The 22,507-nt window shown below is 76.6% G+C and carries 4 protein-coding genes; all 4 read left to right on the top strand.

Going from position 1 to position 22,507, the window contains the following annotated elements:
• Nucleotides 1-15 precede the first annotated feature (15 nt).
• The 4 genes from GA0070603_RS10130 to GA0070603_RS10115 are packed head-to-tail and all read left to right on the top strand — an operon-like array spanning nucleotide 16 to nucleotide 22,488.
• The gene (locus GA0070603_RS10130; protein ID WP_279627486.1) at nucleotides 16-6,186 is read left to right on the top strand and encodes a non-ribosomal peptide synthetase; all 6,171 of its coding nucleotides are present in this window, start codon (nucleotides 16-18) and stop codon (nucleotides 6,184-6,186) included.
• Entirely contained in the window at nucleotides 6,183-14,072 is a 7,890-nt protein-coding gene (locus GA0070603_RS10125) for a non-ribosomal peptide synthetase (RefSeq protein ID WP_091310749.1), read from the top strand. The genes GA0070603_RS10130 and GA0070603_RS10125 overlap by 4 nt, the downstream gene beginning before the upstream one ends.
• A complete protein-coding gene (locus GA0070603_RS10120) occupies nucleotides 14,069-21,268 on the top strand; it encodes a non-ribosomal peptide synthetase (protein WP_091310746.1) in 7,200 nt (2,399 codons plus the stop codon). The genes GA0070603_RS10125 and GA0070603_RS10120 overlap by 4 nt, the downstream gene beginning before the upstream one ends.
• Entirely contained in the window at nucleotides 21,265-22,488 is a 1,224-nt protein-coding gene (locus GA0070603_RS10115) for a cytochrome P450 (protein WP_091310742.1), read from the top strand. Before GA0070603_RS10120 ends, GA0070603_RS10115 begins: the two co-directional genes overlap by 4 nt.
• Nucleotides 22,489-22,507 lie beyond the last annotated feature (19 nt).

Genomic DNA, 22,507 nt, shown 5'->3' with positions numbered 1-22,507 from the left:
CGAGGGGAATCTGAATTGCGCCAGCTCGAGAACTGTGCCCGGAATGATTACTCCGTGTCATTTGCCCAGCACCGGATGTGGTTTCTGGATCGGCTGGCGGGCGGAGGCACCGCGTACGTGACCACCCCGATGTGGCGCGTGGAGGGCCCGCTGGACCGTGACCGCCTCCAGCGTGCGCTGAACGCGGTGGTGGCCCGGCACGACGCGCTGCGCACCACCTTCGTCGAGCGCGACGGGGTGCCCCGGGCCGTGCTCGCCGCGCACGTCGACGCCGCGATCGACTGGCGCGAGGCCGGCTCGGCCGCCGAGGTCGCCCGCGCGGCCGAGGTGGAGGCCGCCCGGCCGTTCGACCTCGCCACCGGCCCGCTGTTCCGGGTGGTCGTCTGGCGGCTCGGCGACGGCGAGCACGTCCTGCTGGCCGCCATGCACCACATCGTCTCCGACGGCTGGTCGATCGGCCTGCTGGCCCGCGAGCTGGCCGCCCACCACGACGGCGGGGCGGTGCCCGAGCTGCCGCTGCGGTACGTGGACTTCGCCGAGGCCCAGCGGCGGGAACTCGACGGGGACCGCCTGGCGGCCGACGTGGCGTACTGGCGCGCCCAGCTGGCCGCCCTGCCGGCGCTGCACCTGCCCACCGACCGGCCCCGGCCGGAGCAGCCGTCGCACGCCGCCGCGACCAGCGAGTTCACCCTCGGCCCGGAGCTGGTGAGCGGGCTGCACCGGCTCGGCCGCGAGCACGGCGCCACCCTCTACATGACCCTGCTCGCCGCGTTCCAGGTGCTGCTGGGCCGGTGGAGCGGGCAGGACGACTTCGGCATCGGCACCCCGGTCGCCGGTCGGGGCCGGCCCGAGGTCGAGAACCTCATCGGCCTCTTCGTCAACACCCTGGTCATGCGGGCGCGGCTGGCCGGTGACCCGACCTTCGCCGAGCTGCTGGGCCGGGTCCGCGACGACGCGCTCGACGCCCTCGACCACCAGGACGTGCCGTACGAGCGGGTGGTGCGGGAGCTGCGGCCCGAGCGGCCGGACACCGACTCGCTGATCGACGCCTGGTTCGCCATGCAGAACGTGCCCGGCGACGACGGGCCGGGCGGCGCCCTGCGCTTCACCGACTTCGACACCGACCGGCCCAAGGCGCTCTTCGCCGTGTCGCTCTTCGCCCAGCCGCGCGGCGACGAGCTGGCCATGACCGTGGTCTACCGCACCGACCTGTTCGACGCGGCGACCATCGGCCGCCTCGTGCAGCGGTGCCGGGAGCTGCTCGCCGCCGTGGTCGCCGCACCGGACACCCGGATCGGCGCGCTGGCCCTGCCGGCCGCCGAGACCGCCCTGCTGCGCCGGTTCGGCGCCGCCGAGGTGGCCGGGCGCACCGTCGACCCGGTGGCCGCCTTCGAGTCGCGGGCCCGCCGCGAGCCGGGCGCGCCGGCCGCCGTCACCGCCGACGAGGCCGTCACCTACACCGAGCTGAACGCGCGGGCCAACCGGGTGGCCTGGTGGCTGCGTGAGCATGGCGTCGGGCCGGAGACGCCTGTCGGTGTGCGCCTGCCCCGCGGGATCGACCTGCTGGCCGCCGTGCTCGGCGTGCTCAAGGCGGGCGGCGCGTACGTGCCGCTGGACCCGGCCTGGCCGGCCGAGCGGATCGACTTCGTGCGCGCCGACGCCGGCCTCGACATCCTCCTCGACGGCGCGCTGCCCGACGGCGGCCGCGACGACGACCCGGGTGTCCCGGTGGATCCGGCGCAGCTCGCGTACGTCATCTACACCTCCGGGTCGACGGGCCGGCCGAAGGGCGTGGGCGTGCCGCGCGGGGCCATGGCCGCGCACGTGTCGCGGATGCGCCGGCGCTTCGGCCTCGGCCCGGCCGACCGGGTGCTCCAGTTCGCCGCGCTGGCCTTCGACGCCTCGATCGACCAGGTCTTTCCCGCGCTGGCCTGCGGGGCCGCCCTCGTCCTGCCCGAGCACGGCCTGGTCGCCCCGGCGACGCTGCTGCCGCTGCTGGACCGGCACGGCGTCACCGTCGCCAACCTGCCGCCGGCCTACTTCGGCGAGCTGGTGGCCGAGCTGACCGAGCGGGACGGGCCCGTCCCGGGCGCGCTGCGGCTTCTGGTGCTCGGCGGCGACGTGGTGCGCCCCGCCGACGTGGACCGCTTCGCGACGCGCTGTCCCGACGTCGCGGTGCTCAACGCGTACGGCCCGACCGAATCCACCGTCACCACGGCGGTGGCCGACGTCCCGTGCGGCGTCGTGGGCACGGTCCCGGTCGGCCGGGCGGTCGGCGACCGTCACCTGTACGTCCTCGACGACCGGCTCCGCGACGTGCCGGCCGGCGCGGTCGGTGAGCTGTTCGTCGGTGGTGGACAGCTGGCCCGGGGCTACCTGGGCCGGCCCGGGCTCACCGCCGGGCGGTTCGTGCCGGACCCGTTCGGGCACGAGCCGGGTGGCCGGCTGTACCGCACGGGTGACCTGGTCCGCTGGCGGGCCGACGGCCAGTTGGAGTTCCACGGCCGGGCCGACGGCCAGGTCAAGGTGCGCGGGTTCCGGGTCGAGGTCGGCGAGGTCGAGGCCCGGCTGCGGGAGCACCCGGGCGTGCGGGACGCCGTGGTGGTCGCCCGGGAGGACCGGCTGGTGGCCTACCTGGCCGGCGCCGGCGTGGCCGTGGACGAGGTGCGGCGGTGGCTCGGCGAACGGCTGCCCGAGTTCATGGTGCCGGCCGTGGTGGTCGTCCTCGACGAGCTGCCGCGCACTGTCGGCGGCAAGGTCGACCGGGACCGGCTGCCCGACCCGGACGGGCACCGGCCCGAGCTGACCGACACCTTCGAGGGCCCGCGCGACGAGACCGAGGAGGCCGTCGCCGCGGTGTGGCGGCAGGTCCTCCGGGTCGACCGCATCGGCGTCCACGACAACTTCTTCGACCTGGGCGGGCACTCGCTGCTGGCCACCCTCGCGGTGGCCCGGCTGGTGAAGGCGCTCGACCGGCCGGTCGACGTGCGTACCTTCTTCGCCCACCCGACCATCGCCGAGTTCGCGGCGGCCCTGCCCGCCGCGGCGGCCGGGCCCGCGGCCGGCATCACCCGGCTGCGCCGCAGCGGCGACTTCCCGCTCTCGTTCGCGCAGGAACGGATGTGGTTCCTCAACCGGCTCGAACCCGACGCGCCGGACTACATGGCCGCGCTGGCCTGGCGGGTCGACGGGCCGCTCGACCGCGGCCGCCTCGACCGGGCGCTGCGGCAGCTCGTCGACCGGCACGAGTCGCTGCGCACCACCTTCCCGGTGGTCGACGCGCAGCCCGTGCAGCGGGTCGCCGCGACCGCCGAGGTCACCGCCGAGTGGCACGACGTGCGGTCGGCGACCGACCCGTACGCGACCGCCGTGGCGGAGGCCGGCGCGGAGCTGCACCGCCCGTTCGACCTGGCCACCGGCCCGCTGTTCCGGGCCCTGGTCTGGCAGCTCGGCCCGGCCGACCACCTGCTCGTGCTGGCCATGCACCACATCGTCTCCGACGGCTGGTCGATGGGCGTGCTCGTGCGGGAGCTGGGCGCGCTGCACGACGGCGAGACCCTGCCGGAGCTGCCCGTGCAGTACGCCGACTACGCCGGCTGGCAGCGCCAGGATCTCACCGGTGACCGCCTCGCCGCGGAGCTGGGCCACTGGCGCAAGCACCTCGACGCGCTGCCCGCCCTGGAGCTGCCCACCGACCGGCCCCGCCCGGCCCGGCCCTCCTGGGTCGGCGCCACCCACGAGTTCACCCTCGAACCCGAGCTGGTCGACGGGCTGGAGCGGCTCGGCCGCCGGCACGGCGCCACCCTCTACATGACCCTGCTGGCCGCGTTCCAGGTGCTGCTCGGCCGGTGGAGCGGGCAGGACGACTTCGGTGTCGGGGTGCCGGTGGCCGGGCGTACCCGGCCCGAGGTGGAGAACGTCATCGGGTTCTTCGTCAACACCCTGGTCATGCGGGCCGACCTGGCCGGCGACCCCACCTTCGCCGAGCTGCTCGGCCGCGTCCGCGACCAGGCGCTCGACGCGTACCAGTACCAGGAGGTGCCGTTCGAGCGGGTGGTCGAGGAGCTCGCCCCGGACCGTGAGCCGGGCCGGTCGCCGCTGTTCCAGGCCATGTTCGACCTGGAGGTACGCGCCGTGGCGGCGCCCCGGCTCGGCGCCGCCCGGCTGCGCAGCGCCGAGATCCCGTTCGACGTCACCAAGTTCGACCTGATGTTCACCTTCACCACCGATCCCGGCGCGGCCGGCGGCTTCGTGCAGTACCGCACCGACCTGTTCGACGCGGCGACCATCGACCGCCTCGTGCAGCGGTGCCGGGAGCTGCTCGCCGCCGTGCTGGCCGCACCGGACACCCGGATCGGCGCGCTGGGGCTGCCGGCCGCCGAGACCGCCCTGCTGCGCCGCTTCGGCGCCGCCGAGGTGGCCGGGCGCACCGTCGACCCGGTGGCCGCCTTCGAGTCGCGGGCCCGCCGCGACCCGGGCGCGCTGGCCGCCATCGCCGCCGGCGGGGTGGTCTCGTACGCCGAACTGAACGCGCGGGCCAACCGGGTGGCCTGGTGGCTGCGCGAGCACGGCGTCCGGCCGGAGACGCCGGTGGTCATCCGGCTGCCGCGCGGGATCGACCTGCTGGCCGCGGTGCTCGGCGTGCTGAAGGCCGGCGGCGCGTACGTGCCTGTCGACCCGGCCTGGCCGGCCGAGCGGGTGGACCTGGTCACCGCCGACGTGGGCGCCGGCGTGGTGCTGGACGGGCCGCTGCCCGACGGCGGCCGGGACGACGACCCGGGTGTCCCGGTGGACCCGGCGCAGCTCGCGTACGTCATCCACACCTCCGGGTCGACGGGCCGGCCGAAGGGCGTCGGGGTGCCGCGCGGCGCCATGGCCGCGCACGTGTCGCGGATGCGCCGGCGCTTCGGCCTCGGCCCCACCGACCGGGTCCTCCAGTTCGCCGCGCTGGCCTTCGACGCCTCCGTCGAGCAGATCTTCCCCGCGCTGACCTGCGGGGCCGCCCTCGTCCTGCCCGAGCACGGCCTGGTCGCCCCGGCCCAGCTCGTCGCCGACGTCGAGCGGCACCGGGTCACCGTGATGGAGGTGGTCCCCGGCTACCTCACCGAGCTGATCGCCGAGGTCACCGCCGACGGCACCTCCGCGCCGACGTGGAGCCCGGCCCGGCTGCGGCTGCTGGTGCTCGGCGGCGACGCGGTACGCCCCGCCGACCTGGCCTGGTGGCGCCGCCACCACCCGGACGTCGCCGTGGTGAACACCTACGGCCCGACCGAGACCACCGTCAGCGCCACCGTCTACGACGTGCCGTCCGACGTGGACGGCGTGGTGCCGATCGGCCGGGCGGTGGGGGACCGGGAGCTGTACGTGCTGGACGGTCACCTCGCCGAGGTGCCGGTGGGCGCCGTGGGCGAGCTGTTCGTCGGCGGGACCCAGCTGGCCCGGGGCTACCTGGGCCGGCCGGGGCTGACCGCCGAGCGGTTCGTGCCGGACCCGTACGGGCGGGAGCCCGGCGGGCGGCTGTACCGCACCGGGGACCTGGTGCGCTGGCGGGCCGACGGCCAGTTGGAGTTCCACGGCCGGGCCGACGGCCAGGTCAAGGTGCGCGGGTTCCGGGTCGAGGTCGGCGAGGTCGAGGCCCGGCTGCGGGAGCACCCGGGCGTGCGGGACGCCGTGGTGGTCGCCTGGCAGGACCGGCTGGTGGCCTACCTGGCCGGCGACGGGGTGGCCGTCGACGAGCTGCGGGACCGGCTGGCCGAGCGGCTGCCAGAGTTCATGGTGCCGGCCCTGCTGATCGTCCTCGACGAGCTGCCCCGCACCGTCGGCGGCAAGGTCGACCGGGACCGGCTCCCCGACCCGGCCGGCCACCGGCCGGCGCCCGGCGCAAACGCCGAGCCGCCGCGGACCCCGACCGAGGAGGCGATCGCGGACATCTGGCGGCAGGTCCTCCAGGTCGACGCGATCGGCATCCACGACAACTTCTTCCACCTGGGCGGTCACTCCCTGCTCGCCACCCGGGTCGCCATCCGGCTGCGCGCGGCCTTCGGCTGCGAGGTGGCCGTGCGCACCCTCTTCGAACGGCCCACCGTGGCCCGGCTGGCCGCCGCCGTCGAGGAGCAGCTGATGGCCGAGATCGCCGCGATGAGCAGCGAGGACGTCGAGCAGGCACTGAAGGAGCAGCAGGCATGAGCACGATGCACGGCCTGGTCGAGGCGCAGGTCCGGCGTACCCCGGACGCGGTCGCCCTGGAGTTCGAGGGCGCCGAGCTGACCTACCGGGAGCTGGACCGGCGCGCCAACCGGCTGGCCCACGCCCTGCGCCGCCGTGGCGCCGGGCCGGAGACGGTGGTCGCGGTCGGCGCCCAGCGGTCCCTGGACCTGCTGGTGGCGCTGCTCGGCATCCTCAAGAGCGGCGCCGCCTACCTCCCGCTGGACCTGGAGCTGCCCACCGACCGGCTGACCTACATGGCCGGCCAGGCCGGCGCGGTGGCCCTGGTCCGCGGCCCCGGCATGGCCGTCGACCTCGGCCTGCCCGGCCTGCCCGAGCTGACCCTCGCCGACACCGACGGGGAGTCCGACGAGCCGTGCGGCGTCGCGGTCGACGAGCGCAACGCCTGCTACGTCATGTACACCTCTGGTTCCACCGGCCGGCCCAAGGGCGTGGTCGCCGAGCACCGGGGCGTGGTCAACCGGCTGCGCTGGGGGCAGCACGAGTACGGCATGACCTCCGACGAGCGGGTGCTCCAGAAGACCCCGTACGCCTTCGACGTGTCGGTCCACGAGCTGTTCTGGCCGCTGATGGTGGGCGCCCGGCTGGTCATCGCGAAGCCCGGCGGCCACCGCGACACCCGCTACCTCGTGGAGACCATCCAGCGTCGGGAGATCACCAGCGTCCACTTCATCCCCACCATGCTGGCCCTGTTCGTGGGCGAGCCGGGCGTGGCCGACTGCCACACCCTGCGCCGGATCCTGGCCAGCGGCGAGGCCCTCCCCACCGACCTGCAGAACCGGGTGCTGCGTACCCTGCCCGACGTCGAGCTGCACAACCTGTACGGCCCGACCGAGGCCAGCATCGAGGTGAGCGCCTGGGCCTGCCGGCCGGAGTGGACCGGCGCCGGCGTGCCGATCGGCGCGGCGGTGGACAACACCCAGCTGCACATCCTCGACCCCGAGCTGCGCCCGGTCCCCGGCGACGGGCCGGGGGAGCTGTACCTGGCCGGCGTCCAGCTGGCCCGGGGCTACCTCGGGCAGCCCGGCCTCACCGCCGAGCGCTTCCTGCCCGACCCGTACGGCGAGCCGGGCGGGCGGATGTACCGCAGCGGCGACCTGGCCGGCTGGCACCGCCCCGGCGTGGTCGACTACCTCGGCCGCGTCGACGAGCAGCTCAAGCTCGCCGGCAACCGGGTGGAGCTGGGCGAGATCCAGGCCGTGCTCAACGACCAGCCCGGCGTCCGTGCCTCCGTCGTGGTGGCCACCGGGGAGGCGGCCGAGAAGCGGCTCGTCGCGTACGTGGTCGGCGACGGGCTGGACCTGTCCGCGCTGCGGGACGGGCTGGCCGGGCGGCTGCCCGGCTACATGGTGCCGTCGATCTTCGTGCCGCTGGCCGAGCTGCCGCTGACCCCGAGCGGGAAGCTGGACCGCAAGGCCCTGCCCGCCCCCGACCGGCCCGACCTGGCCGTGCCGTACCGGGCGCCGGAGAACCCGGTGCAGGAACGGCTGGCCAAGGTGTGGGCGTCCGTCTTCGGGGTGGCCCGGGTCGGCGTGGACGACACCTTCTTCGCCCTCGGCGGGCACTCCCTGCTGGCCGTGCGGCTGATCGCCCGGCTGCGCGAGGAACTCGGGGTCGAGGTCTCCGTCCGCGACCTGTTCGAGGGGCTGACCGTGGCCCGGCTCGCCGAGACGGTCGCCGCCGCGCCCGCCGGGGACACCGCCCCGGCGCTGGTGGCCGGCGGCGACGACGCGCCCGCCGTGGCCTCGTTCGGGCAGGAGCGGCTGCTCTTCCTCCAGCGCGTCCACCCGGACAGCCCCAGCTACGTCATCCCGGTCGCCTGGCGGGTCGACGGCCACCTCGACGAGGCGACGCTGCGGCGGGCCCTGCACCGGCTCGCCGCCCGGCACGACGCGCTGCGGACCCGGTTCGTCGACGACGCCCCGGTGGTCGACCCGGAGCCGGCGGTCGAGCTGGCCCGGCTGGACGCCGACGCGTGGAGCGACGAGCTGGCCGCCGCGCAGATCCGCCGCCCGTTCGACCTGGCCGCCGGGCCGCTGTGGCGGGCCGCGCTGGTCCGCCTGCCCGGGCACGACGTGCTGCTGCTGGTGCTGCACCACGTGGTCGCCGACGGCTGGTCGCTCGGCGTCATCGCCCGTGAGCTGGGCGAGCTGTACGCCGGCGCCACCCCGCCCGCGCCGCCGGTGCGCTACGTCGACTTCGCCCGCTGGCAGCGCGCCGACCTCACCCCGGCCCGGCTCGCCACCGAGCTGGACTGGTGGCGGCACACCCTCGCCGACGTGCCGGCGCTGGAGCTGCCCACCGACCGGCCCCGGCCGGCGGTGCTCGGTGCGGACGGCGCCACCCACCGCTTCGCGCTGCCCCAGGACGCGCTGCGCCGGCTGGCCGCGCTCGCCCAGGAGCAGCGGACCACCCTGCACACCGTGCTGCTGACCGCGTTCCAGGTGCTGCTCGGGCGGTGGAGCGGGCAGACCGACTTCGCGGTCGGCACGCCGGTCGCCGGCCGCTCCCGCGCCGAGGTGGAGAACGTCGTCGGCTTCTTCGTCAACACCCTCGCTGTCCGGGCCGACCTGGCCGGCGACCCCACGCTGACCGAGCTGCTCGGCCGGGTCCGCGAGGCCACCCTCGGCGCGTACGAGCACCAGGACGTGCCGTTCGAGCAGGTGGTGGCGGAGCTGCGCCCGGAGCGGGACCTCAGCCGCACCCCCGTCTACCAGACCATGTTCGCGCTGCGGGACACCGCGGTCACCGCGCTGCGGCTGCCCGGACTGACCGCGACCGAGCTGCCGCTGGGCTGGCGGACCGCCAAGTTCGACCTCACCCTCTTCGTCGACGAGGCGCCCGACGGCACCCTCACCGGCCTGTTCGAGTACGCCACCGACCTGTTCGCCGCGCCCACCGTGGCGCGCCTGGCCGCCGCGTACGCCCGGCTGCTCACCGCCCTGGCCGGCGACACCGGCGGGCGGCTCGGTGACTGGGACGTCCTCGACCCCGCCGAGTGGGCCGCCCTGCGCGCCGCGGGCACCGCGCCGCGGCCGGCGATCCCGGCCCGCGCGCTGCACCACCTCGTGGCCGACCGGGTCGCCGCAGACCCGGAGCGCCCGGCCGTCGTGGACGGCGAGACCGTCTGGACGTACGCCGAGCTGGACCGGGGGGCGAACCGGCTGGCCCACCACCTGGCCGCCCTCGGCGTGGGCCCGGAGACCGTGGTGGCGGTCAGCCTGCCCCGCTCCGCGGACCTGGTCCGCGCCCAGCTCGCGGTGCTCAAGACGGGCGGGGCCTACCTGCCGCTGGACGCCGACCAGCCGGCCGAGCGCAGCCAGCACATGATCGGCGACACCGGCGCCACCGTGCTGATCACCGCGGCCGGGCACCACGACGGCGCCGGGCTGGGCTGCCGGGTGGTCGACCTGGTCCGGGACGCCGCCGACCTGGACCGGCGCCCCGACACCGACCCGCGCGTCCCGGTCGACCCGGAGCAGCTCGGCTACGTGGTCTACACCTCCGGGTCCACCGGCCGCCCCAAGGGCATCGGCATCACCCACCGCGGCCTGGTCCGCACCGTGCACGACGGCGACTACCTCACCCTCGGCCCGGACGACCGGGTCGCGTTCGCCGCCAACCCGGTGTTCGACGCCGCCACCTTCGAGGTGTGGGCCACCCTGGTCGCCGGCGCGACCCTGGTGGTCACCCCGCCCGACGTGGCGCTCTCGCCGGCCGCCCTCGCCGCCCACCTGAACCGGCACCGGGTCACCACGCTCTTCCTCACCACCGCCCTGTTCCACCAGGTCGCCCGGGAGCGCCCGGACGTCCTGAGCGGGCTGCGGCACGTGCTCTTCGGCGGGGAGGCCGCGGACCCGGTCGCGGTGGACGGCCTGCTCGCCCACGGCGGCCCCGAGCGGCTGCTGCACATGTACGGCCCGGCCGAGTCCACCACCTTCGGCACCTGGCACCCGGTCACCGCGGCGACCGGCGGGGCGGGCGCCGTCCCGATCGGCCGCCCCATGAACAACACCACCGCGTACGTGGTGGACCGGGAGCTGCGGCCCCTCCCCGTCGGCGTGGTCGGCGAGCTGCTGCTCGGCGGCGCCGGCCTGGCCCGCGGGTACGTGGGCGCGCCCGGCCGCACCGCCGAGCGGTTCCTGCCCGACCCGTTCGGCCCGCCCGGCGGCCGGGTCTACCGCACCGGCGACCTGGTGCGCTGGACCGCCGACGGGGTCCTGGAGTTCGTCGGCCGCGCCGACGGGCAGGTCAAGGTGCGCGGGTTCCGGGTCGAGCCCGGCGAGATCGAGACCGCCGTCCGCCGCCACCCGGCGGTCCGGGACGCCGTGGTGCTCGCCCGCCCCGACCGCAGCGGCGCGCTGGGCCTCGTCGCGTACGTGGCCGCCGACCCGGCGGAGCTGGGCGACCTGCGGGCGTACCTGGCCGGGTCGCTGCCCGCCTACCTGGTGCCGGCCGCGGTGGTGGTGCTCGACGAGCTGCCGCTGACCCACAACGGCAAGGTCGACCGGGCCGCCCTGCCCGAGCCGACCTACGCCGCCGGCGCCGGCCGGCGGGAACCCACCACCGAGCTGGAACGGCAGCTCGCCGCCATCTTCAGCGAGGTGCTCGGCGTTGCCGACCCCGGTCTGGACGACGACTTCTTCGCCCTCGGCGGGCACTCCCTGCTGGCCATCAAGGTGGTCGGCGCGGTGGCCGCCCGGACCGGCCGGGAGATCACCTTCCGGGACCTGTTCACCACCCGCACCGTCGCGGGGCTGGCCCGGCTGCTCGCCGGCGCCGGCGAGGTCGCCGCCCCGATCACCCGGGGCACGGCGACCACCGGGCTGCCCGTCTCCTTCGGCCAGGAGCGGCTGGTCTTCCTCGACCGGCTGGAGGGCGCCGGTGCGGCGTACACGATCCCCCTCGCCTGGCGGCTCACCGGGCCGCTGGACGCCGACCGGCTGGCCGGCGCGCTGGACGCGCTCGTCGACCGGCACGAGGCCCTGCGCACCCGGTTCACCCTGGTCGACGGCGTGGTCCGGCAGGACATCGCGCCCGGCTGGGCCGGCCTGGAACGGCGGGACGCGGCCACGCCGGCCGAGGCGGAGGCCGAGCTGGCGCGGGAGTCGTGCCGCCCGTTCGACCTGACCACCGGGCCGCTGTTCCGGGCCGTGCTGTGGCGGGCCGGCGACGCGCACCTGCTGCTGCTCGCCCTGCACCACACCGTCGCCGACGGCTGGTCGGCCGCCGTGCTGGTCCGCGAGCTGGAAGCCGGCTACGACGGCGCCGACCCGGCCCGCCCGCCGGTGCGGTACGCCGACTTCGCGGCCTGGCAGCGGACCCGGCTCGCCGGTGACCGGCTGGCCGCCGAGCTGGACCACTGGCGGCGACGGCTCGCCGACCTGCCCACCCTGGAGCTGCCCACCGACCGGCCCCGCCCGGCGGTGCGCACCGGCGCCGGGGCGAGCGTCGGGTTCACCGTCGAGCCGGACCTCGTCGCCGCGCTGGAACGGCTCAGCCGGGCGCACGGCGCGACGCTGTTCATGACGCTGCTCGCCGCCTACCAGGTGCTGCTGGGCCGGTGGAGCGGGCAGGCCGACTTCGCCGTCGGCACCCCGGTCGCCGGCCGGGGCCGCCCCGAGGTGCGCGACGTCGTCGGGTTCTTCCTCAACACCCTGGTGCTGCGGGCCGACCTGACCGGCGCGCCCACCTTCGCCGAGCTGCTCGACCGGGTCCGCGACGACGCGCTCGGCGCGTACGAGCACCAGGAGCTGCCCTTCGGCCGGCTGGTCGAGGAACTGCGCCCCGAGCGGGACCTCAGCCGCTCGCCGCTGTTCCAGGCGCTGTTCAGCTACAACGACTGGACGCTGGACACCCTGCGGCTCGGGCCGGTGGCCGGCGCCGCGCTGCCCGTGGACCGGGGCGCGGCCAAGCTCGACCTGACCCTGGAGCTGGTGCACGGCCCCGACGGGCTGGCCGGCGCGCTCGACTACACCACCGACATCTTCGACGCCGGCACCATGGCGCGGATGGCGGAGGCGTACACCCGGCTGCTGCGGGCGGTCGCCGCCGACCCGGCGGCCCGGATCACCGACCTGCCCCTCGCCGAGGCCGCCCCGGCCCCGGCGGCCACCGCGCCGGCCGCGCCGTTCCGCTCGCTGCTCGACCGGATCGCCGACCGGGTGCGGGCCACCCCGGACGCCACCGCACTGACCGGCCCCGGCGGTGAGCTGACCTACGCGGAGCTGGACCGGCGCGCCAACCGGCTCGCCCACCACCTGCTCGCCCAGGGTGTCGGGCCGGAGGACCGCGTCGGGCTGCGGCTGCCCCGCGGCGTCGACACCGTGGTCGCGGTGCTCGGCGTGTGGAAGGCCGGGGCGGCGTTCGTCGGGCTCGACCCGGACCTGCCGCCGGCCCGCCTGGCCCACCTGGCCGAGGACTCCGGGGTGCGGCTGGTGCTCGACCCGGCGGCGCTCGCCGACCCGGCGCTGGCCGCCCGGCCGGCCACCCCGCCGGCCGTCGCCACCCGCCCCGACCAGCTCGCCTACCTGGTCCACACCTCCGGCTCCACCGGCCTGCCCAAGGGCGTGCTCGTCGAGCACGGCAGCGTGACCGCCTACCTCGACACCATCCTGGCCCACTACCGGCTGGACGCCGACGACGTCGTCCTCCAGCGCGCCTCGCCGAGCTTCGACGCGTTCCTGCGCGACTGCGTCGGCCCGCTCACCGTCGGCGCGACAGTGCTGATGGCCGGGCAGTCCGACCTGTCCACACTGCGCGCCGACCTGCCCGGCCGGCCCGCGCCGACCGCGCTGCTGAGCATCGTCCCGTCGCTGCTGCACCAGCTCCTCGACGCCGGTGACGTGAGCGCCGCGACGCTGCCCGCGCTGCGGCTGCTGGTGCTCAGCGGCGAGCCGTGCACCCCGGCGCTGCTGGCCAAGGTGCACGCCGCGCTGCCCGGGCTGCCCCGCGTGGTCAACCAGTACGGCCCGACCGAGGCCACGATCACCACCACGGTGGCCGACCTCGACCCGGCGGCGGCGTACGAGACCGTCACCATCGGCGCCCCGATGCCGGGGACCACCGTGCAGGTGCTCGACCCGGCGCTGCGGCCGGTGCCGGTGGGCGTCTTCGGCGAGGTGCACATCGGCGGCGCCGGGGTCACGCGGGGCTACCGGAACCGGCCCGGCCTCACCGCCGCGGCGTACCTGCCCGACCCGGCCGGGCCGCCCGGGGCGCGGATGTACCGCACCGGCGACGCGGCCCGCTGGCTGGCCGACGGGACGCTGGAGTTCCGGGGCCGGCTGGACCGGCAGGTGAAGGTCCGCGGCGTCCGGGTCGAACCGGCCGAGGTGGAGGCCACCCTGGCCGCCCACCCGCAGGTCGGCGGGGCGGCCGTGGTGGCCCGCCCCGACGGGCCGAACGGCTGGCGGCTCGCCGGCTACGCCCAGCGGGCGCCGGGCGGCGCGGTCACCGAGGCGGACCTGCGCCGGCACCTGGAGGCCACCCTGCCGTACGCGATGATCCCGGCCGAGCTGCTCGTCCTGGACGCCCTGCCGCTGCTCGGCAACGGCAAGGTCGACCGGGCGGCGCTGCCGGAGATCCGGGCCGAGGCCACCGGCGCCGCCCGGGTCGCCCCGCGCACCGACACCGAGCGGCTGATCGCCGAGGTCTGGGCCGAGCTGCTGGACCGCACCGACATCGGCGTCGAGGACGACTTCTTCGCCCTCGGCGGCCACTCCCTGACCGCGCTGCGGGTCATCTCCCGGCTGCGGGACCGGCTGGCCGCCCCGCTCACTCTGCGCACCTTCTTCGAGGCCCGCACCATCGCCCGGCTCGCCCGGAAACTGGAGGAAACCCGATGACCGCCCTCACCCCCGCCCAGCAGGAGCTGCTCCGCCAGCGGCTCGCCGGACGCGCCGCGCCGCGTACCGCACCGGACGGGATCACCCGGGGCGGCGGCACCACCGACCTGCCGGTCTCCTTCGGGCAGGAGCGACTGGTCTTCCTCGACCGGCTCGACGGCGCCGGCGCGGCGTACACCATCCCGGTGGCCTGGCGGCTCACCGGGCCGCTGGACCGCGACCGCCTCGACGCGGCGTTCGCCGCCCTGGTCGACCGGCACGACGCGCTGCGCACCCGGTTCAGCGTGGTCGACGGGGTGGTCCGGCAGGAGATCGTGCCCGGCTGGGCCGGCGTCGACTGGCGCGACGCGGGCGGCGCCGCCGAGGTCGCCGAGGCGGCCCGGCGGATCGCCGGCGAGCCGTTCGACCTGGCCACCGGGCCGCTGTTCCGGGTCACCGGGTGGCGGCTCGGCCCGGCCGACCACGTGGTCCTGCTGACCATGCACCACATCGTGGCCGACGGCTGGTCGATGGGCGTGCTGGTCCGCGACCTGGAGGCGCTCTACGCCGGCGAGTCCCGCCCCGAGCCGCCGGTCCGGTACGCCGACTACGCGGCCTGGCAGCGCGACGCCGCCGGCGGCGCGCGGCTGGACCGGGACCTGGCCTACTGGCGGGACCGGCTGGCCGGCCTGCCGCCGCTGGAGCTGCCCACCGACACCGAGCGCCCGGCCCGCCGCTCCACCGCGGGCGCCACCTGCGAGTTCCGCCTGGAGCCGGCGCTCGTCGACGCGCTGGAGCGGCTGGCCAAGGGGCGCGGCGCCACCCTCTACATGGCCCTGCTGGCCGGCTTCGAGGCGGTGCTCGGCCGGCTCACCGGGCAGGTGGACTTCGGCGTCGGCACCCCGGTCGCCGGGCGGACCCGGCCCGAGGTGGAGCAGGTCGTCGGCTTCTTCGTGAACACCCTGGTGCTCCGGGCCGACCTCGGCGGGAACCCGTCCTTCGCCGACCTGCTCGACCGGGTCCGCACCGACGCCCTCGGCGCGTACGACCACCAGGAGGCGCCCTTCGAGCGGGTCGTCGACGAGGTCAGCCCGGACCGCAGCCTGGACCGGACGCCGCTGTTCCAGGCCATGTTCAGCCTCGACGACGACGCCGACGACCGCCCGGTCCGCCTCGGCGAGGTGACCGGCGCGCGGTTCGACCTCGACCTCGACGCGGTCAAGTTCGACCTGATCCTCCAGACCGCCCGCCGCCCCGACGGGCTGGCCGGCGCGTTCTTCCACCGCGCCGACCTGTGGCGGCCGGAGACGATGCGGCGCTGGGCCGCCCAGTACCGCCGGCTGCTGGAACAGGCCGTCGCCCACCCGGACACCCCGCTGGCCGACCTGGACCTGCTCCCCGACGACGAGCGGATCCGGCTCGCCGACTGGGCCGCCCCGCTGCGCGGCTACGACTCGGCCGACCTGCTGCACGAGCGGTTCGCCCGGCACGCCGCCGCCACCCCGGACGCCGTCGCCGTGGTGGCCGGCCCCGAGCGGGTGGACTACGCCACCCTCAACCGGCGGGCCAACCAGCTCGCCCACCGGCTGCGCGCGGCCGGGGTCGGGCCGGAGACGATGGTGGCGCTCTGCGTGAACCGCGACGTCGACCTGGCCGTCGGCATCCTCGGCATCCTCAAGGCCGGCGGGGCGTACGTGCCGCTGGACCCGGAGCATCCGCGCGACCGGCTCGCCTACGTGGTGGGCGACGCCGGGGTCCGGCTGGCCGTGGTGTCGCCCGGCCTCGCCGACCGGGCGCCGGTGGACCCCGCCGGCCTGGTCCGGCTGGACGACCCGCTGATCGCCGCCGCGCCGACCGGCGATCCGGAGCCGGTCGCCACCGCCGACAACCTCGCCTACGTCATCTACACCTCCGGTTCGACAGGCCGCCCGAAGGGCGTGTGCGTGCCGCACCGGCAGGTGGTCCGCCTCCTCGACTCCTGTGTGGACGCGCTCGACCTGGCGGCTGGCGGGGTGTGGAGCCTGTTCCACTCGTACGCCTTCGACTTCTCGGTCTGGGAGCTGTGGGGGGCGCTGACCCGCGGCGGCACGGTGGTCCTGGTCGACAAGGCCACCGCCCGCGACCCGCACCGGTTCGCGGCGCTGCTGGCGGCCGAGCGGGTCACCATGCTGAGCCAGACCCCCGGCGCGTTCCGCAACCTGCGCGCCGCCCTCGGCGACCGGCCCCTCGCCGACCTCGGGGTGCGGCACGTGGTGCTCGGCGGGGAGAAGCTGGACCTGCCGGAGCTGGACGGCTGGCTCGACGGCCCGGGGGCCGGCGTGCGGCTGGTCAACATGTACGGCATCACCGAGACCACCGTCCATGTCACGCACCGCCTGGTGACCGCCGCCGACCTCGCCGGGGACGCCGTCTCGCCGATCGGCCGGGCGCTCGGCGACCTCACGGTCCACGTGCTCGACCGGCACCTGCGTCCCGTCCCGCTGGGCGCCACCGGCGAGATGTACGTGGGCGGCGCCGGCCTGGCCCGCGGCTACCTGGGCCGCCCCGGCCTCACCGCGGACCGGTTCGTCCCCGACCCGTTCTCCACCGACCCCGGCGCCCGCCTGTACCGCACCGGCGACCGGGCCCGGCACCTGCCCGGCGGGGAGCTGGAGTACCGGGGCCGCGCCGACGACCAGGTGAAGATCCGCGGCCACCGGATCGAGCTGGGCGAGGTGGAGGCCGCGCTGCTGCGGCACGACGCCGTCGGCCAGGCCGCCGTGGTGGCCCGGGGCGAGCGCACCGGCGAGCACCGGCTGCACGCCTACCTGGTGGTCGACGGCGACCTGACCGGGGAGGAGCTGCGACGCTGGCTGCGCGACCGGCTGCCCGAGGCCATGGTGCCGGCCACCTTCACCGTGCTGCCGGCGCTGCCGCTGACCGCCAACGGCAAGGTCGACCGGAAGGCGCTGCCCGCGGCCGAGGGCGCCACGCTGGACGCCGCCCGGGAGCACGTGCCGCCGGCCACCCCGACCGAGCGGCTGCTCGCCGAGGTGTGGTGCGCGGCTCTCGGCGCCGAGCGGGTCGGCGTCACCGACCGGTTCTTCGACCTCGGCGGCGACTCGATCCTCGCGCTGCGGGTGGTCGGGCTCGCCGAACGGCGGGGTGTCACCGTCGCGCTGCGCGACGTCTTCGCCCACCAGGCGCTCGGCGAGCTGGCCCGGGCGGTCGACGCCGCCGCCGACCGCCGGGGCGCCGCCCCGGCCGGGGACGCACCCGTGGAGCGGTTCGCCATGGTCGCCCCGGCCGACCGGGAGCGGCTGCCCGCCGGGCTGGAGGACGCGTACCCGCTGACCCGGATGCAGCAGGGCATGCTCTACGAGCTGCTCGCCGACGCGGGCAAGGGCGCGTACCACAACGTGACCAGCTTCCGGGTGCAGGAGCCGGGCGGCTTCGACGCCGCCGCCATGCAGGCCGCCGCCGACGCGGTGGTGGCCCGCTACGAGATCCTGCGCACCGGCTTCGACTGGAGCGCGTACGAGGAGCCGCTGCAACTGGTGCACCCGACCGCCGAGCTGCCCGTCGGCGTGGACGACCTGCGGGGCCTCGACGAGGCCGCCCAGGCCGAGCGGGTCCGCGAGCACCTGCACGCCGAGGCGGTGCGGTGGTTCGAGCTGGCCGTGCCGCCGCTGATCCGGCTGCACGTGCACGTGCTCAACGACGCCGAGTACCGGCTCACCATCACCGACTGCCACGCCGTGCTGGACGGCTGGAGCCTCACGTCCCTCATCGCCGAGCTGGTCGACCGGCACCGCCGCGCGGTCACCGGCGCGGGGGAGGAGCCGGCCGGCGCTCCGGTGCCCCGCTTCGCCGAGTACGTCGCGCTGGAGCGCGCCGCCGTCGCCGACCCGGCCGCCCGGGCCTTCTGGGACGGCATGGTGGAGCAGTTCCCGCCGGTGCGGGTGCCGCGCTCGGTCGGCGCGGAGCCCACCGACAAGTCGACGTGCGAGGTGCTGCGCACCTACCAGCACCTCCAGGCCGGTCTCGACGCCCTCGCCGCCCGGGCCGGGGTGCCCCGCAAGACGGTGCTGTTCACCGCCTATTACCACCTCATGGGACAGCTCGCGGACGGCGAGGCGTACTCCACCGGGTTCGCGACCAACGGCCGCCCGGAGCGGGCCGGCGCGGACGGCATGCGGGGGCTGTTCCTCAACGTGGTGCCGTTCGGGGTGCGCTCCGCCGCGACGAGCTGGCTGGGCCTGCTGCGGGACGTCTTCGCCGCCGAGCGGGAGCTGATCCCGCACCGGCGCTTCCCGCTCGCCGAGCTCCAGCGCGGCCGGTGGGCCGGCGAGGTGCTCGTCGACACCGCCTTCAACTACGTGCACTTCCACGCCCTGGACAGCGAGCACAAGCAGGAGATCGAGGAGATCGCCCGGACCAACTTCGGGCTGATGGTCACCACCGGCCCGCAGGGGGTCTCCTTCGAGGCCGACGCCGGCCGGATGTCCCCCGGGGAGGTCGAGCGGCTGGCCGACGCGTACTGCGCGCTGCTGGCCGAGATGGTCGCCCACCCGGAGGCCGCACCCGGCGTGCCCGTGGCGGCCGCCGCCCGCGCCGAGGCCGCCAGCCCGGCCCGGGACGACCGCAGCGTGGTGGCGATCCTGGCCGACCAGGTCGCCGCCCACCCGGACAAGGCCGCGCTGGCCACCGCCGACGGCCCGGTCAGCTACGCCGAGCTGGACGCCTTGTCCAACCGCGTCGCCCATCACCTGCGCCGGCGCGGCGCCGGCCCGGAGCGGATCGTCGGGCTCTGCGCCGAACGCTCCGCCGACCTGGTCGTCGGCCTGCTCGGCATCCTCAAGGCCGGTGCGGCGTACCTGCCGCTGGACCCGCGCGACCCGCGCCGCCGGCTCGACCTCCTCACCGCCGACACCGGCGCCGACCTGGTGCTGGTCCAGCCCGCCTGGCGGCACCTGGTGCCGGAGCGGGCCGCGGTCACCCTGGCCGCGGAGACCTTCGCCGCCGAGCCGGCCGACGCGCCCGGGCCGGCCCCGGACGCCGACAACCTGGCCTGCGTGCTCTACACCTCCGGCTCCACGGGCCGGCCGAAGGGCACGGCGCTCACCCACCGGGCGATCGTCGACTCGCTTGTCGGCCAGGACTTCGTCCACCTCGGCGCCGACGAGACCATCCTGCACCTGAGCAGCGTCAACTGGGACGCGGCGCTCTTCGAGATCTTCGGCCCGCTGCTGCACGGCGGCACCTGCGCGCTCTACCCGGCCGAGCCGATCACCCCGGCCGGCATCGCCGCGGCGATCCGCCGGCACGGCGTCACCACCACCTTCCTCACCACCACCCTGTTCAACCTGGCGGTCGAGGAGTGCCTGGAGGAACTGGGCGCGCTGCGCCAGGTCTTCTTCGGCGGGGAGGCGGCGTCCGCGCCGCACGTGCGGGACCTGACCGCCCGCTGGCCGCACCTGCGCGTCGTCAACGGGTACGGCCCGGTGGAGGCGACCCTCATCGTCACCGCCCAGCGGGTCCGCGACCTGCCCGCCGACGCGGTGAGCGTCCCCATCGGCCGCCCGCTGCACCGGGCCACGGTGCTCGTCCTCGACGAGGCGCTGCGCCCGGCGCCGGTCGGCGTGGCCGGGGAGATCTACCTCGGCGGCGACTCGCTGGCCCGCGGCTACCTCGGGCAGCCGGGCCTCACCGCGGACCGGTTCGTCCCCGACCCGGCCGGCGGCGGCCGGCGGCTCTACCGCACCGGCGACCGGGGGCGCTGGCGCGCCGACGGCACGCTCGACTTCGGCGGCCGGGTCGACCGCCAGGTCAAGATCCGGGGCCGGCGCATCGAGCTGGGCGAGATCGAGGCGGTCCTGGCCGCCCGACCCGACGTCGGGATGGCCGCCGTGGCCGCCCGCGTCGACCAGCCCGGCGACGCCCGCCTCGTGGCCTACCTGGTGCCGGTGGCCGGGGCGGCCCTGCCCGGCGCCGCCGAGCTGCGCCGCTGGCTGCGCGAGCGGCTGCCGACGTACCTGGTGCCGACCGCGTTCGTGCCCCTCGACGCGCTGCCGGTGACCGCCAACGGCAAGCTGGACCGGGCCGCCCTGCCGGCGCCGACCGGCCCGGCCGACACCGACCGCCCGTACGTCGAGCCGCGCACCGAGTCCGAGGCGACCCTCGCGAAGCTCTGGGCGGAGACCCTGCGGCTGGACCGGGTCGGGGTGCACGACGACTTCTTCGACCTCGGCGGCCACTCGCTGGCCATCGTGCGGCTCGCCGCCCGCGCCTGCGACCTGGGGCTGCCCGTCGGGGTCGCCGACATCCTGGAGCACCCCACGGTGGCCGCCCTGGCCGCCGCGGTCGACGCACGGGAACCCGTCCCGGCCGGCACCGCGGTACGCCGGGACGGCGGCGTGGTGGTGACCCTGCGCGACGGCGACGCGGGGCAGCGTCCGCTGTGGTGCGTGCACCCGAGCGGCGGCAGCGTCGCCTGGTACCTGCCGCTGGCCCAGGCGCTGCCCGCCGGCCGGCCGGTGCTCGGCCTCCAGGCCCGGGGCATCGACGGCGGCGTGGACGCCGACACCATGACCGGCCTGGCCGAGGACTACCTGCGCGAGCTGCGGGCGCACCAGCCGCACGGCCCGTACGCGCTGCTCGGCTGGTCGATGGGGGGCAACATCGCCCAGGAGATGGCGATCCGCCTGACCGACGCCGGCGAGCGGGTGGACGTCCTGCTGCTGCTCGAACCGGCCGTGCCGGACGAGGCGGGGATGTTCGCCGTCACCGAGGCGCTGGACCTGCTCGACCGGGCCGTGGCGATGCGCGCGGCGATCCGGGAGCTGACCCCGGGCACCCCGGCGCGGCTCAGCCAGGAACGCGAGCTGGTGGCCACGCTCCGCGCGGCCGGCGTCAACGAGGCCGAGGCGGAACTGGGCGCCGACTGGCCGGTGGCGATGTGGACCGCGCTGCTGCGCGCCGCCGCCGGCTACCGGCCGGCGCCGTACCGGGGGCCGGCGCACCTGCTGGTCAGTGCCGAGGCGACCACCGCCGGTCCGGGCCGCCCCTCGGTCGTGGCCGGGGAGAGCTGGCCCACCTACGAGCGGCGCTGCCGGGAGCTGTTCCCGGGCGCGCTCACCGTCCACCACCTGCCCGGCACCCACCGGAGCATGGTCACCGACCCGGGCGTGGCGGCCGTGGCCGCCCTCGCCGCCGAGCTGCTGGAGCGTACGGCATGACCGCCGCCACCGTCACCGACCGTTACCTGCTGGACGACGACCTCGTCGCCGACCCGTACCCCTACCTGGCCGAGCTGCGGGCCGCCGCGCCGGTGCACTGGAGCGCGGTGCACCGGGCCTGGCTGGTCACCGGCTACGAGCCCGCGGCGGCCTGCTACACCGAGCCGGCGATCTCCGCCGACCGGATCAGCCCGATGCTGGCGCAGACCCCCCTGGAGCTGCTCAGCCCGGAGGCGGCCCGCGCCTTCAAGATCATGGCCGGCTGGATGGTCTTCGTGGACCCGCCGGAGCACCGCCGGCTGCGCGCCGTCTTCCGGGGCGCGTTCGGGGCCCGCCAGGTGCGCCGCAACCGGCCCATGGTGCAGGCCGCGGTGGCCCGGCTGGCCACCCGGGCCGGCGCCGGCAGCGAGGTCGTCGACCTGCTCACCGAGTTCGCCCGGCCGCTGCCGGCCACCGTCGCGGCCGCCTGGATGGGCGTGCCGGTCGAGGACACCGGGATGTTCCAGCGCTGGGCCATCCAGGTCGGCGACCTGGCGCTCGGCGCGGTGCAGACGCCGGAGGAGCACGAGCGCTCCCAGCGCGCCCTGCTGGACCTCTTCGACTACCTGCGCGGGCTGGTCCGCGCCCGCCGGGCCGCGCCCCGCGAGGACCTGATCAGCGCGGCCCTGGCCAACGGACTGGTCGGCGAGTCGGTGAGCGAGGACGAGTTCGTCGCCATGCTCACCCACGTGGCGTTCGCCGGCGGCGAGACCACCAGCAACCTGATCGCCGTCGGGGTGTGGAACCTGCTGCGCCACCCCGACCAGCTCGCCCTGCTGCGCGCCGAGCCGGACCTCGGCCCGGTCGCCGTCGAGGAGCTGCTGCGCTTCGACGGACCGTCCAAGATGTCCATCCGGCACGTCAGGGAGGACTTCGAGCTGGGCGGTCAGCGGCTGCGCGCCGGGCAGCGCCTCTACGTGGTGACCGCCGCCGCCAACCGCGACCCGGCCCGCTTCGACCGCCCCGACGAGCTGGACCTGCGCCGGCACCCCAACCCGCACCTGGGCTTCGGGCAGGGCGCGCACTTCTGCCTCGGCGCGCCGCTCGCCCGGCTGGTGGCCGGGTCGGCGCTGACCGACCTGCTGGCCGCGGCGCCCGGGCTGGCGCTCGCCGGCGGCGCGGTCCGCTGGCAGCCTTCACTGCTCAACCGCAGCCTCCAGGCCCTGCCGGTCCGGCTGTGATCCCCGGCGGGACGGCCGC

Origin of the sequence: Micromonospora chersina (assembly GCF_900091475.1) — a bacterium.
In the GTDB taxonomy this organism is placed as follows: Bacteria; Actinomycetota; Actinomycetes; order Mycobacteriales; family Micromonosporaceae; genus Micromonospora; species Micromonospora chersina.
The sequence above is the reverse complement of the archived record's forward strand: the minus strand, read 5'-3'. Positions and strand labels throughout refer to the sequence as shown.